Origin of the sequence: Prauserella shujinwangii, from assembly GCF_003001955.1 — a bacterium.
In the GTDB taxonomy this organism is placed as follows: Bacteria; Actinomycetota; Actinomycetes; order Mycobacteriales; family Pseudonocardiaceae; genus Qaidamihabitans; species Qaidamihabitans shujinwangii.
In genome coordinates, this window is sequence record NZ_PVNH01000005.1 from 471478 (window position 1) to 484946 (window position 13469).

Genomic DNA, 13469 nt, shown 5'->3' on the forward strand with positions numbered 1-13469 from the left:
CATGAGCCCGCAGAGCCGTTCCCGCAAGAAGAAGACCGCGACCGGTGCCGCCGAACCCCAGGGCCCGAGCGGATTCTGCAAGGAGATCCTGCGGGACATCGCCGCGCTCGGTTCCGAACCCGACCCGCTGGAGGTCGAGGTGCTCGTCTCCGGCGTGCTCGGCGAACTGTGGGATCTGTCCGAAGGGGACGAGATCACCGAGGACCTGCTGGCCTACGCCGGGAAGAAGGTGGGCCCCGCATCCGGACTGTTCCTCGCCGCGGTCGCCGAGCTGGCCTCGTCGTTCGCGCTGCGCGACAAGGCCGCGGCCGCACTGCGCGGGCTCGTCGCGCGTGGCCTTCCCGACCCGGGACAGGCGACCGCTCTTGGCGCCGTGACGCCGGGCGAGTGCTGGTCGGCGGGCGACGTCTACGGGGACCGCAGCACGGTCCTGTGCACGTTCGGGTACGGCGACCAGCAGCATGGTGTGCTGGCGATGGTCGACCACACGCTGCCCGGTGGTGTGGTGCCGGACGTCTCCGTCGTGCTGAACCCCGGTGAGCTCGCCGACGAGATGCGCCGCCAGGCGGCCGAGTATCCCGGCTCGGTGGTCTTCGAGCCGGTCGAACCGGCGACCGCCCGCGGGCTCGTGGAGAACGGCATCCTGACCCAGGACTCGCTCACCGAGCCCGAGGTCACCGACGACTTCGTGCGGTTCCGCGCCGTCGCGCTGGCCCGTTGCCGCACGCTCCCCGAACCGGCGGCGGAACCCGAGCGGGCCGAGGTCCTGCCCGACGGGGAGGCCGTGGCGGACGAGTTCCTACGGGCGGCCGACGACGTGCCGGACACCCCGGAGACCCGGCAGTACGTGCGGCAGCTCGTCGACTTCGGCGTGCGGTGCGAGCCGCACCGGCCGTTGCGGGTCAGCCCGGAGAAGCTGGCCACCTTCGTCGAGGACTGGCTGGTCGGCGAGGGCGAACCGGAGGAGACCACACCCGAGGGCGATCGGGAGCTGTGCTCGGTGCTGCTCGCCTGGGCGCGCTGGCGCGGCGCGGCGCAGGGTCTGCCGGACGTGGCCGTCACCGAACTCGTGGAGACGGTCGAGGACTGTTTCGACGGCTCGCCCGCGCTCTACAGCTACCTCGAGGACGTTCCGGAGGACCTCGGCGAGGAGGAGGTCCAGGAGATCCTGGACCGGCGCATGTTCGCCGTGCCCACGACGTTCACCGAGGTCGGCGACGAGGACGTGGCGCTCGACCCGCACGATCCAGAGCAGCTGCGGCTCCTCGTCGTCGGGGAACATCCCGAGTATCACGATGTGCTCGACGACGAGGGGCCGGACGGCGCCGAGATCCGGGAGTTCCTCGGGCTGAAGGCCACGGTCGTCGAGCAGCTGTGGCAGGGCGAACCCGCGAGTGTGTGGGATGCGGCCCGGAGGCTGCGCGACCGCGGCGTCGACCGCGACGAGGTGCTCGCCGAACTGACGAGGACGCTCGCCGCCCAGCTGCGGCCCACGCCGGACGACGAGCTGAGCTACGATCCGGGCGACTACGAGAAGGCCCTCGCCGCGCTGCGCTGAACCCGTTTGAAGCCGGGTTCCGCCGCCGATGGACCCGCCAGGTGTCCGATACGTTCCGGCCGGGTAGTCGCTCCTCAGGTCGCCGCTGTGCCCGGGCGGCGCGGTGGTGGCTCAGGTCCCCAGGTTTGAGCACACGAGACCTGGGGGCCGCCGCTGTTCGGGGCGGTCACGCGAGAGGTGTGGGCCGCTCCGGGACGTCGGCGGTCTTCTTCGACCGGCGGCCACGGGTGTCGTCGAAGTCGAGGACGAAAGCGCCGAACGCCATCGCGAGCAGTACCGCGATACCGAGCATGGCCCCGATCCACGTCAGGATTGCCGAGAGCATCGGTGGGCCTCCCCCCAGGTCAGGGCGTGATTCCTACTGACAAGGGTCACGGTGCGGGGCCACTTCTGGTATCGGCCATCCGGTTACTGCTGCGGGCGCTGGATCGGCCGTTCGGCTGAGGACCGGCCTCGAAGGGTCAACGCCAGTCGTCCGTGTGGGCCACCACAGCGTTCACCACGGCGGGACCGTCGAGCAACACCGGGTCGTTGTGCCCGGCACCCGGTACCTCGACGATTCGTGCCCCCGCCGCCCGCGCGACCGCCCGGCTCTGCTCCGGCGGGACGATCGAGTCGGCCGCACCGTAGACGACCGTGACCGGTGCGCGGACCTCGGACACCCGCTCCCGCACTGGGAACGTGTCGAGCAGAAGCAGCCGCACCGGCAGGAACGGGTAGTGCTCACGGCCGACGGCGGCCAGGTCGGTGAACGGCGACCGCAGCACCAGCGCCGCGGGCGGATGCTCGACCGCGAGCTCCGTCACCACCGCGGCGCCCAGGCTCTCGCCGAAGTACAGCAGCCGCTCCGCGGGCACCCCGGCCTGCCGCACCAGGTAGTCACGGGCCGCCCGGACGTCCAGCGCGAGCCCTTCCTCGGTCGGCTTGCCCGGGTTGCCGCCGTAGCCGCGGTAGTCGAGCAGCAGCACCGCCAGGCCGCGAGCGGTGATCTCCTTCGCGAGCGGCGCTCGCATCGAGCGGTCGCCACCATTGCCGGGCGCGACGAGCACCGCGCCCCTGGCGGGACCGGTGCCGCCGGTGCCGCCTGCGGAGGCGGCGGGGAAGTACCAGGCGCCGAGCCGCAGCCCGTCGGTGGTGGTCAGGGTGACGTCCCGGCCTCCGGGCAGCACCTCGGCCGCGCTCGGGAGCGGGTCGTTGGTCGGCAGGTAGATGAGCTTGCGCTGGAAGGCGAAGGCGGCCGCGAACACCACGGCCACGATCGTGACCGCCACCGCGGCCCACAGCAACAGTCGCCGCCACCGCCGCTCCGGCCGCGAGTCCCTCGCTGAGGCTCGCGAGTCCCCCGCTCCGAACCGCGAGGTCTGCATCCGGGCACGATAGCGCCCGCGTGCGGGAGTCCAGTACCTACAGCTTGCGCAGGCGGACCCGGTTGATGGCGTGGTCGGCGTCCTTGCGCAGCACCAGGGTCGCCCTGGGGCGCGTGGGCCGGATGTTCTGGATGAGGTTCGGCTCGTTGATCGTCCGCCACAGGTGGCGGGCCTCCTCGCGAGCCTCGTCGTCGGGCAGGCCCGCGAAGTGGTGGAAGTGCGAGGCCGGGTCCGCGAACGCGGTGTGCCGGAGTTTGAGGAACCGCTCGATGTACCAGTCCTCGATGTCGGCGGTGTGGGCGTCGACGTAGATCGAGAAGTCGAACAGGTCGGACACCGTCAGCCGGGGGCCGGGCTGCAGGACGTTGAGGCCCTCGACGATCAGGATGTCCGGCCGCCGCACCACCTGCTCCTCGCCGGGGAGGATGTCGTAGGCGAGGTGCGAGTAGACCGGCGCGCTGACCTCTTCGGCGCCGGACTTCACCTCGGTGACGAACCGCAACAGAGCCCTCCGGTCGTAGCTCTCCGGGAAGCCCTTGCGGTGCATGATGCCCCGGCGGATGAGCTCCGCGCGCGGGTACAGGAAGCCATCCGTGGTCACCAGGTCCACCCGTGGGTGGTCAGGCCAGCGGGCGAGCAGGGTGCGCAGGATGCGGGCCGTGGTCGACTTGCCGACCGCGACGCTGCCCGCGATCCCGATCACGAACGGGACCTTCGTGCCGCGGGTGTCCTCGCCGAGGAACGTGGTGGTCGCCTCGTACAGCCGCTGCCTGGCCGCCACCTGCAGGTTGATCAGCCGGGACAGCGGCAGGTAGACCTCGGCGACCTCGGTCAGGTCGATCTGCTCGCCGAGCCCTCTCAGCCGGGACAGCTCCTCGGCCGTCAATGGCAGCGGTGTCGAGCGACGCAGCTCACGCCACTGGTCGCGCTGCAACTCGACGTAGGGGCTCAGCTCACGGACCCGTGGCATTCGCTCACTCCTCGCCCGTCGATGGGCCGGTGCCGGACACCTGCGCAACGCCCGTACTCCCGCGTAACGCGGACTCAACGGTAGGCCTTACCCACGGCGAACGCGCTGTGACGTTCTACACCCCTGACGTCGCCGTGCTGGCTTTCCCCGAATCCGACATCGCTTCGCTGAGGACCCGACGACATGGGCTCAGGGTCTGGAACGCAAGGCCGCGCGTTACGGAGAGCTGCAGGACAAGCTGGCCCGCACCTCGGCGACCGCCCAGTCACCTGATGGTGCGGTGCGGGTCACGGTCGACTCGACCGGTGTACCCACCGAGTAGCGGGTGGCCGAGGAGCTGAACCGGGCGGCGACGATCCCGGCGATCGGAGGCCGGTGATGTCGCTGATCGGGGACGACCCCTCGACGGACAATGTGCTGGTCGACGACAAGACCGACGCCACAAGCCTGTATGACTCGCTCAGCAGTGGCACCAGCGCCGCCGCCGGGCTCGCGCTCGTGGCGAGCGGTCTCAATCCGGCGATGCTCGCGGTGACCGTGCCGCTCGGCGCCGCAACCGGGCAGTTCGACAACATGGGCGGCGCAACCGAGCTCGCCCAAGGCACAACCGTCTCCACGGTGATCGATGCGACCAACCAGATCAAGGACGGTGACTGGGCGTCGGCGGTGACCAGCGGGAGCGCCGTCGCGGCGGACGTGGTCGGCGCGGTCGCCGATCCCATCGCGGCCGTCGCGGGGCCACCCCCTGCGCCAGCACGAACGCGCCGGACAGCAGCGGCCGGGCGTGCGCCCACCGGCGCTGGAACTCCGCCCGCCACGACGGATGGGTGGTGAAGGGAAGAAGGCGAGAACGCACGGTGCGGCACGTTATCGCCTCACCGGCCGGCGAAGACCTCGTCCCACGCGGCCGCGACCTGGCGGGCGCAGGTCTCGGGGGCGACCCCGCCCACCCCGGTGCCGAGGCCGGGCATCGCGATCGTGTCGACCGCCGCCCGCACGTCGCCGCCGCTTTCCAGCCTGCCGTCGCGCCACAGCAGGAACACCGCTCGCGCGGCGAGGTAAGGGTGCACGGTGTCGGCGGGCAGCTGCTCCCCGGGCTCGCGCACGGTCGGCGCGCTGATCAGCCACTCCGGCTTGGGCTCCCCGGTCGGCACGACGACCGCCTCTCCGATGGGCACCTCGCCCCCGTGGTAGGCGAGCACCGCGCTGCGGACCTGCTGCTCGACCCCGGGAAACGCCCTGGCGTACACGGCGTCGATCCCGCCGCGCATCCAGCCGAACGAGTTCGCGGGGCTCACCACGGCGTCCGCGGCGATGTCGAGCACGGAACCGCGGTGCACACGGACCCGTCCCGAAACGGCTTCCGGCACGGCCAGCCAGGCTTCGGCGAGCGGCTCGTCGAGGGCGCACAACACCAGTTCGGGCGTTTCCGCCCAGCCCGGTTCCGTCGAGTCATGGCGCCTGAGGTGTGTGCCTGATTCGGCCGTCACGTCTACAGCATCGCAAAAAATGCGGGCGGGGGTAACCGGGCCGCCTACCGGCTATGCGGGTGACACTGCTCTCACCGTAGCCTGGCACCGTGCCACGGATCGCGTATTTCGGGCCGCAGGGAACCTTCACCGAGCAGGCGGCCCGCCGCCTGGCTCCCGGCCACGAGCTGACGCCGGCGGAGACGATCTCCGCGGCGCTCGCGGCCGTCCGCAAGGGGGAGGCCGACGCCGCCTGCGTGCCGGTCGAGAACTCGGTGGAAGGCGCCGTCGCCGCCACCCTCGACGGGCTCGCCGAGGAGGACCCGCTGGTGGCGGTCGCCGAGGAGCTGCTTCCGGTGCACTTCACCGTGCTCGTCCGGGAGGAGAACGCGCCGGTGCGGACCGTCGCGAGTCACCCGCACGCGCTCGCGCAGGTGCGGCACTGGATCGAGCGGAACCTACCGGGGGCGCAGACCGTGGCCGCGTCGTCGACGGCCGCGGCGGCGGTGGCCGTCCAGCGCGGCGAGTACGACGCCGCCGTCACCGCGCCGGTCGCCGTCGAGCACTACCCGCTGCCCGTGCTGGCCACCGGCGTGGCCGACGTACCCGACGCGCGCACGCGCTTCCTCCTGGTCCAGCCCCCCGGACCGCTGCCGGCACCCACCGGCGCCGACCGCACGTCGATCGTGGCCGCCGCCGAGAACCGCACCGGCGCGCTCGCCGAACTGCTCACCGAGCTGGCCTTCCGCGGCATCAACCTGACGCGGCTCGACGCGCGGCCCATCAAGGGCAACTTCGGGCTGTACCGCTTCTTCATCGACTTCGAGGGGCATCTCACCGAACCCCGGATCGGGGACGCCGTCGCCGCGCTGCGCCGCCGCTGCAACAACGTGCGCTTCCTCGGTTCCCACCCGCGGGCGGACGGCGTCGCCCCGACAATCGCGCCTTCCGCGGCCAACGAGGACTTCACGGGGGCCGCCGACTGGGTGGCCGCCGTGCGGCGCGGGGAGACGGCATGAGGCTCTACCTGGTGCGGCACGCGCAGAGCACCGCGAACGTGCGGAAGATCCTCAACACCGCGCTGCCCGGCCCGCCGCTCACGGACCTCGGGCACGAGCAGGCGCGAGCGCTGGCCGACCAGCTCTCCGCGGAGCCGGTCGCCGCCGTCTACGCGTCCCGTGCCGTCCGCGCGCAGCAGACCGCCGCGCCGCTGGCCGAGGCCTTCGCCCACGAGGTCCAGGTGATCGACGGCATCCACGAGGTGCACGTCGGCGACCTCGAGGACCGTGGCGACCGCGAGGCCATCGACACCTACCTGGAGACCGTCCGGCCGTGGACGCGCGGCGAGCTGCACGTGTCGATGCCGGGCGGGGAGAGCGGTCACCAGGTCCGTGACCGGTACCTCACCGCGATCAACGACCTGCGCGCCAAGCACGCCGACGTCGATCCCGACGGTGTGGTCGTGGTGGTCAGCCACGGCGGCGTCATCCGGCTCGGCGCCGAATGGCTCTCCGTCAACATCCGCCCCGAGGTCGCCGACAAGGGACTGCTGCCCAACACCGGCGTCGTGCGGCTCGAGACGCACGGCGAGGCGTGGCGGTGCGTCGACTGGGCCGGGCTCGCGATGTGAGGTCGGCGTTCGCTCTCTGGTGATTCACTCACGGGTGAAGGGGGCAACCGGGTGTGTGTTTGACCCGTCCTTCTGGGTAGTCACCAGGACAGGGAGGGCGAGTGATGACCGTGACGACCACCGTGCGCGGAAGAACCCCCTACGCGGCGCTGGCCGCGGCCGGGGCGGTGCTGACCCTGGCGCTCGCCGGCTGCGGCCAGGGCACGCAGAACCAGCAGGCGGACGAGGCAGCGGCGACCTCGGCACCCACCACGACATCCACCTCGGCGGCCGCGCCGGCCACGACCACGGCCGACAGGGCCACCGGCAGCACGCCCGTGGGCGGCGGGCAGCCGGCGCTGTGCCAGACCACGCAACTGGACATCACGCTCGGTCAGGGCGACGGCGGTGGCGCCGCGGGTACCTACTACAAGCCGCTGCGCTTCACCAATTCGGGCGAAGGGCCGTGCCGGATCCAGGGCTACCCCGGCGTGTCCTACGTCGCGGGCGATGACGGTCACCAGGTCGGCCCCGCCGCGCGCCGCGTGGGGGAGGACGGGCCGACGCTGACCCTGCGGCCCGGCCAGACCGCGCACGCGGTGGTCGGGTTCGTGCAGGTCCGCAACTACGATCCGGCCGAGTGCCGGCCGACCCAGGTCCGTGGCCTGCGGGTGTACCCGCCGCAGGAGACCGAGGCCGCGTTCGTCGAGGCGCCGGGGACCGGGTGCGCCAGTGCGGACATCCCCGGTGACCAGCTGACGGTCCGGACGGTCCGGTCGGGCGCGGGAGGCTGACCCGCTCCGGTCACCGGCCGGGTTCGGCCGGTGAGTCCTCCGTGCCCGCGGTCTCCAGCTCCGTGCGGAAGCCCCACAGCAGCACCAGCGCCACGACGGCCAGCAGCACCTGCGCCGCACCGGACACCACGAACGTCGCGCTCGGGCTGCCGAGCACATCGGTGAGCACACCGCCGAGCAGCGCGCCGACCGGGATCGCCCCCCACACCACCGTGCGCCACACCCCCAGCACCCGGCCGAGCAGCTCGCCGGGGACGAGGGTGTGGCGCGCGGTGGCGAGGATGACATTGATGGTCACCACGGCCGCCGCGAACACGCCGAACGCCACGGCGGCCAGCACCGGCTGCCGGACGAGGCCCATCACGGCGAACGCCAGCCCGGCGACGGCGAGCCCGCCGGTGAGCACCGCGTACTTGCGGAGCCGCCGCAGCAGGCGCGACGCCGTGGCCGCCCCGGCGAGCCCGCCGATCCCGCCGACGAACGCGAACACGCCGAACGCGGCGGGGTCGAGCCCGAGGTCCTCGAGCGCGTAGAGCACCAGCTGGGCCTGGGCGAGCTCGCTGGTGAGGCCGACGAGACCGGCGATGACGACCAGGCGCGGCAGCAGCGAGCTGCGCCGCAGGAAGCGCAGGCCGTCGGCCAGTTCCGTGCGCAGCGTCGTCTGCCGCTGCTCGTCCCGGCGCGGGCGGTAGCTGCCCGCGAGCCCCACGAGCAGCGCCGCCGACAGCGCGAACGCCGCCGAGTTCAGCAGGAAGGGGAACGCGGCGAACACCGCGAACGTCAGGCTGCCGACCGGGCCGCCGAGGAACGTCTGCCCGACGATCTCCGTGGCCTGGAGCTTGCTGTTGGCCCCCGCGAGGCCCTCCCGGGGCACGACCGAGGGGATCAGCACGTTGGCGGCGCTGTCCGCCATCGTCTCAGCGGCGCCGATCAGCAGCGCGGCCGCGTAGATCAGCCAGATGTTCGGGGTGCCGAACAGCACCAGCACGCCCAGCCCCCCGACGACGGCCGCCCGGACCAGGTTGGCCACGAGGATGGCGGTCCTGCGGTCGATCCGGTCCAGCAGCGCGCCCGCCACCAGCGCGAACAGCAGCCACGGCAGGAACTGCGCGGCGGACAGGCCCGCGATCAGCACGGGGTCGCGCGTGACCTGCGCGGCCAGCAGCGGGAACGCGACCTTGCCGATGCCGTCGCCGAGGTTCGACAGGGTGCTCGAGGAGAGCAGCCAGTTCAGACGGTGGTCGGCGGTGCGATGCATCTCGTTCAACGTACGGTGCCGGAGATCGCCGGGCTCGCACTACCGGGAAAGGCGCTACCTTCGTCGTCACCGTGGTGGCGCAGTCGCGGTACCCGAGGTACTCCGCGGCGGCCCGATCAGGGCCGGAAACCCGTCGCCGTCTCGCAGAAGGTCCACAGCCGGTCGCGTTGCGCGGGCGTCTCCCGGGTCGTGGGCAGGTAGTGTTCCGGCCGCGGCGTCCGGTCGTGCCAGAACTGGCCACCCGTCCGGCCGCCCTGCCGGGACGCGGCGAGCCACACCGCGGTGTCCGCGCCCTGCTCCGGCGTCCGCAGCAGCGGCCCCATGGCCCGGTCGAACCCCGGCAGCGACGAGGCCAGCCCCGGCGTCGCCGCCCAGCCGGGGTGCGTGCTGTGCACGACGATGCCCTCGTCGCGGAGCCTGCGCGCCCACATCCGGGCCAGCACCACCTGCATCCGCTTGGTCCGCGCGTAGGCGGCCGGTCCGCGGTACTCGCCCGAGCGGTACTCCGGGTCGTCGTCGTACAGCCGCTGGGCGTACATCCCGCCGGACGACAGGAAGATCACCCGGCCGGTGTCCTTGGCCTCCCGCAGCGCGGGGACGAGCAGCCCGGTCAGCAGGAACGGCCCCAGCACGTGCGTGGCGAGGGTGATCTCGTGCCCCTCGGGGCTCTCCGTGCGCCGCTCCGGCAGCACACCCGCGTTGTGGACGAGGACGTCGAGCGTGCCGTGCCGGTCGAGGAACTCGTCGCTGAACCGCCGCACGTCGGCGAGCGAGGCCACGTCGAGCTCGTTGACCTGGAAGTCGGCGCCGGGCACCCGCGCCTCCAGCTCCTCCCTGGCCGTGTTGCCGCGCGCGAGGTCGCGGACCGCGAGGTGCACCGTGGCGCCGAGGTCGGCGAGGCCGTGCGAGATCGCCTTGCCGATGCCGGAGTTCGCGCCCGTGACGATCGCGCGCCGCCCGGTCAGCGAGCCGGGCGGGAGGGGTTGCCACCGCCGTTCCCTGAGCCGGAAACCCAGCTTGCTGTACCCGGGGAGGACGGTCCGATCGGCCACGGTGTCCAGTGCCTGCCACAAGCGGTTCACGCCTCAACCGTGCCATGTGACCGGCGACTTCGCAGGTCACGACCGTGCCGCCGGAGCCGCGTCAGGCCCAGCCGAGCTCGTGCAGGCGGGCGTCGTCGATGCCGAAGTGGTGGGCGATCTCGTGCACCACGGTGATCAGCACCTCCTCCACCACGTCGTCCTCCGTGTCGCAGATCGCCAGGATCGGCTCGCGGTAGATGGAGATCCGGTCGGGCAGCACCCCGCCGTAGTCGTGGCTGCGTTCGGTGAGCGCGATGCCGTGGTAGAGCCCGAGGATGTCCGGCTCCTCCTCGTTGCGGTCCTCCACCAGGACCACGACGTTGTCCATCGCCTCGGCGAACTCGGGTGGGACCTGGTCGAGGGCGTCGGACACCAGTTCCTCGAAGCGTTGCCGCGTCATCTCCACCGGCATGATCAGCCGTCGTCTCCCTGGTCGCTCTCGCCCGCCGTTTCCGGGCCGGCGGGTTGCCCGCTCCGGGCGGGCTGCTCACCGTCCGCGGGCTGCCCGCCCTCGGCTGGTCTGTCCCCCTCCGGGGGCTTCGCGGTCGTCGTGGATTCCGTCGTGGGTTTCGGCTTGGGCTTGGGCTTGGCGACGCTGCCGGTGACCGGCGCCAGCCCGCTGTTGTCCTTCAGCTTGGCCGCCACCTTGCAGTTGACCAGCGTCGAACCCGCGTTCCAGCTCGGTTTCTCGCGAACGTCCCAGCTCAGGATCAGCCCCTGCTTCGCGAGGTTCTTGCCGCCGGTGTACTTGTCCGCCACGGCGGAGCACTGCTTGTCGAGCCAGGCGTGCTGGTCGTCCGGGGAGGGGAACTTCGGGAACTTCTTCTTGAGGTCGAGCAGCCCGATGATCTCGTAGGAGTGTTCCTGCGCACAGTCCACCGGGTCGCCCACCGTCTTGCCGTCGAGGCCGAGGCAGGTGCCGACCTCCCACACGTTGGACTGGTTGATCTCCGCCGCGGGCGCGGTCAGCGGCTGCAGCGCACCACCGGGCGCGGCCCACTGCAGGCCGCAGCGCATCTTCCGGTCGCCGTCGGCCCACTGCTCGTCGTCCGGGTGCAGCACGCCGACCGTCAGCTTGCCGAGCGGGTCGAGCGGCTTGTCCAGGTATGACTCGGCGACCTCGACGCAGCGTTCCTCCGTCAGCTCGCGCCACTGGTCGACGGTCGGCCTCGGCGCGCCGGGCGGGAACCGGTCCGAGAGATCGACGATGCCGGTCACCTCGAAAAAGTGTTCCTTCTCGCACGAGACCTTGCGAGCGTCCTCGGCGCCGGCCTGCGTCCAGGTGACGCAGCTGCCCGGAGGCGACTGGAAGGCCTCCTCCCTGGCCGCGAGCCGCTCCTGCTGCTCGGGCGGGATACCGCCGCCGAAGACCGTGCCGCGGACGTCGGCCGAGAACACCCAGTTGACCGAGAGGGCGATCAGGGCGCCAACGAACACACCGACCATCAGCACGCGCGTACGCAGCGTCTGTCTGGCCGGTGGGAACCGGGAGGCGCGATCGGGCATCGATTCCATGATGCCTGCCCTCTTCCACTGCTGCCGCAGCTAGTGTGGTGCGCAGCGCAGGCCTGGCATACGGAGTTGCTCGAATGACCGAAGAGAACCCCCCGGCGGGGGACCAGCCACGCACGCCGGGGTCCATGCGGTACCAGGATCCGGCGAACACGACTCCCCGGGAGCCGAGTCTGGCCGAACAGCGGGCCAGGCGCCAGGCCATCGCCGACGAGCAGCGCCGCCGCGCCGAAGAGGAGGAGGCCGCCCGGGTCGCCGAGCGCAAGGCCGAGACCCGGCGCAAGGTGCTGATCGGCAGCGGGGTGACCGTCGGTCTCGTCGGGCTCGTCGCGGGCTGGTACGTCGTCGCGCAGCCGGAGGACGTGACGGCGGTCTGCACCGACGACGACGGCGTCGTGCGGGAGGACCAGTACTGCGACGAGGACTACGTGACCACCCACGGCGGCTACGTCGGTGGCGGTTTCCTGTTCATGCCGTTGCCGGGTGGCGGCTACCAGCAGTACCGGTACAACTACGGCGGCACCGGCACCGTCGGCCAGCCCGTGTCCGGTGGCAGCTACACCAAGCCGGCGAACGCGAAGATCACCACCAGGTCCGGGTCGGTCGTGCAGCGCGGCGGCCTCGGCATCAGCGGCGGCAGCTTCGGCAAGGGCGGCGGTTCCTGACGGTGCACCGGGAGACCAGGACCCCGCGGCCGGACTGGCGGCGGATCGTCGAGGAACAGGGCCTCGTGTTCGGCACCCCCGCCCGCTACGGCTCCGGTGCGCACCGCCCGTACTGGGACGAGTCGGTGCACTACGTGCTGTCGATGGACGAGGTGCTCTCGCTGGAGGCCGACGTCGAACTGCTGCACTCGATGTGCCTGGAGGCGGTCGACCACGTCGTCGTCGCCGACCGGTACGCCGAGTTCGGGCTGCCCGAGTGGGTGTGGCCGCACGTCGCGGAGTCGTGGAAGCGCAGGGACCCGCACGTCTACGGGCGGTTCGACCTGCGCTACGACGGCCGGGGTCCGGCGAAGCTGCTGGAGTACAACGCCGACACCCCGACCTCGCTGCTGGAGGCGGCGATCATCCAGTGGTACTGGAAGACCGACGTCTTCCCCGGCGACGACCAGTGGAACTCGCTGCACGAGCGGCTGGTGGAGCGCTGGCGCGAGGTCGCGGGGGCGCTCCCGTCCGGTGAGGTGCACTTCACGTGGTCCAGCGCCGACCCGACCGGCGAGGACCACCTGACCACCACCTACCTGCAGGAGACCGCGGCGGAGGCCGGGCTGGACACGGTGGCGCTCGCGATCGAGGAGATCGGCTGGGACCCGCTGCTCAAGCGGTTCGTCGACCTCGAAGAGGCCCCGATGAACACGGTGCTCAAGCTCTACCCGTGGGAGTGGGTGGTCGACGAGGAGTTCGGCCGGAACGTCGCCGAGTCGCTCCCCGCCACCCTGTGGGTCGAGCCGCTGTGGAAGATGCTGCTGTCCAACAAGGCGATCCTGGGCCTGCTCTGGGAGAACTACCCCGGCCACCCGAACCTGCTGCCCGCGTTCAACGACCAGCCCGGCATCCTCACCGAGTACGTGCGCAAGCCGAAGCTCGGCCGGGAGGGTGCCAACGTGCGGATCGTCGCACCCGGCTACGAGACGGAGACCGGCGGCGTCTACGGGGCGGAGGGCTTCGTCTACCAGGCGTTCGACCCGCTGCCCGAGTTCGACGGGTACCGGCCCGCGCTCGGCGCGTGGATCGTCGGCGACAGCGCGGCCGGGCTGGGCATCCGGGAGACGCCGGGCCTGGTCACGGACGACGGTGCGGCATTCGTCCCCCACCGCATCCCCGAGTCGTGATAGACCTCGCGCGTCC

The 13469-nt window shown here is 72.0% G+C and carries 15 protein-coding genes; 7 read left to right on the forward strand and 8 right to left on the reverse strand.

What is annotated here, in order from left to right:
• Position 1 precedes the first annotated feature (1 nt).
• Positions 2–1558, forward strand: coding sequence for a hypothetical protein (locus B0I33_RS14995; RefSeq protein ID WP_106179353.1), 1557 nt, complete (start codon positions 2–4; stop codon positions 1556–1558).
• A gap of 166 nt (positions 1559–1724) precedes the next feature.
• On the opposite strand, the gene B0I33_RS29965 is transcribed toward B0I33_RS14995, so the two are convergent.
• The 3 genes from B0I33_RS29965 to coaA form a co-directional block, all read right to left on the reverse strand.
• Positions 1725–1883 (reverse strand): hypothetical protein, encoded by a 159-nt coding sequence (locus tag B0I33_RS29965; protein WP_181193296.1) that lies wholly within the window; start codon positions 1881–1883, stop codon positions 1725–1727.
• Between the two features lie 136 nt (positions 1884–2019).
• Positions 2020–2925, reverse strand: coding sequence for an alpha/beta hydrolase (locus B0I33_RS15000; RefSeq protein ID WP_106179354.1), 906 nt, complete (start codon positions 2923–2925; stop codon positions 2020–2022).
• A gap of 37 nt (positions 2926–2962) precedes the next feature.
• Positions 2963–3895 (reverse strand): type I pantothenate kinase, encoded by a 933-nt coding sequence (gene coaA, locus B0I33_RS15005; protein WP_106179355.1) that lies wholly within the window; start codon positions 3893–3895, stop codon positions 2963–2965.
• Positions 3896–4273: 378 nt separating this feature from the next.
• Here coaA and B0I33_RS15010 point away from each other — a divergent pair, with 378 nt between their 5' ends.
• Positions 4274–4729, forward strand: coding sequence for a hypothetical protein (locus B0I33_RS15010; protein WP_106179356.1), 456 nt, complete (start codon positions 4274–4276; stop codon positions 4727–4729).
• A 41-nt stretch (positions 4730–4770) separates the two neighbouring features.
• On the opposite strand, the gene B0I33_RS15015 is transcribed toward B0I33_RS15010, so the two are convergent.
• Positions 4771–5385 carry a macro domain-containing protein gene (locus tag B0I33_RS15015; protein WP_106179357.1) on the reverse strand — a complete coding sequence of 205 codons (615 nt, stop codon included), beginning with the start codon at positions 5383–5385 and terminating at the stop codon, positions 4771–4773.
• 89 nt (positions 5386–5474) lie between these two features.
• Between B0I33_RS15015 and pheA the strand changes: the two genes are divergently transcribed.
• The 3 genes from pheA to B0I33_RS15030 all read left to right on the forward strand — a co-directional run bounded on the left by pheA (position 5475) and on the right by B0I33_RS15030 (position 7767).
• Positions 5475–6383: a prephenate dehydratase gene (pheA, locus tag B0I33_RS15020; protein WP_106179358.1), complete on the forward strand. Its 909-nt coding sequence runs from the start codon at positions 5475–5477 to the stop codon at positions 6381–6383.
• Positions 6380–6994: a histidine phosphatase family protein gene (locus tag B0I33_RS15025; RefSeq protein ID WP_106179359.1), complete on the forward strand. Its 615-nt coding sequence runs from the start codon at positions 6380–6382 to the stop codon at positions 6992–6994. Before pheA ends, B0I33_RS15025 begins: the two co-directional genes overlap by 4 nt.
• Before the next feature lie 104 nt (positions 6995–7098).
• Positions 7099–7767, forward strand: a complete 669-nt coding sequence (locus tag B0I33_RS15030) for a DUF4232 domain-containing protein (RefSeq protein WP_106179360.1) — start codon at positions 7099–7101, stop codon at positions 7765–7767.
• Positions 7768–7777: 10 nt separating this feature from the next.
• Here the strand turns inward: B0I33_RS15030 and B0I33_RS15035 are convergent, their stop codons facing one another.
• The 4 genes from B0I33_RS15035 to B0I33_RS15050 all read right to left on the reverse strand — a co-directional run bounded on the left by B0I33_RS15035 (position 7778) and on the right by B0I33_RS15050 (position 11613).
• Positions 7778–9025, reverse strand: a complete 1248-nt coding sequence (locus B0I33_RS15035; protein WP_106179361.1) for an MFS transporter — start codon at positions 9023–9025, stop codon at positions 7778–7780.
• A gap of 116 nt (positions 9026–9141) precedes the next feature.
• Positions 9142–10107, reverse strand: a complete 966-nt coding sequence (locus tag B0I33_RS15040) for an SDR family NAD(P)-dependent oxidoreductase (RefSeq protein WP_106179362.1) — start codon at positions 10105–10107, stop codon at positions 9142–9144.
• 61 nt (positions 10108–10168) lie between these two features.
• Positions 10169–10519 carry a metallopeptidase family protein gene (locus B0I33_RS15045; RefSeq protein ID WP_106179363.1) on the reverse strand — a complete coding sequence of 117 codons (351 nt, stop codon included), beginning with the start codon at positions 10517–10519 and terminating at the stop codon, positions 10169–10171.
• A gap of 2 nt (positions 10520–10521) precedes the next feature.
• Complete coding sequence (locus tag B0I33_RS15050; RefSeq protein ID WP_106179364.1) at positions 10522–11613, reverse strand: septum formation family protein; 1092 nt, start codon at positions 11611–11613, stop codon at positions 10522–10524.
• An 83-nt stretch (positions 11614–11696) separates the two neighbouring features.
• Between B0I33_RS15050 and B0I33_RS15055 the strand changes: the two genes are divergently transcribed.
• Positions 11697–12284 carry a hypothetical protein gene (locus B0I33_RS15055; RefSeq protein WP_106179365.1) on the forward strand — a complete coding sequence of 196 codons (588 nt, stop codon included), beginning with the start codon at positions 11697–11699 and terminating at the stop codon, positions 12282–12284.
• A gap of 2 nt (positions 12285–12286) precedes the next feature.
• The gene (locus B0I33_RS15060; RefSeq protein ID WP_106179366.1) at positions 12287–13453 is read left to right on the forward strand and encodes a glutathionylspermidine synthase family protein; all 1167 of its coding nucleotides are present in this window, start codon (positions 12287–12289) and stop codon (positions 13451–13453) included.
• Positions 13454–13469: the final 16 nt, after the last annotated feature.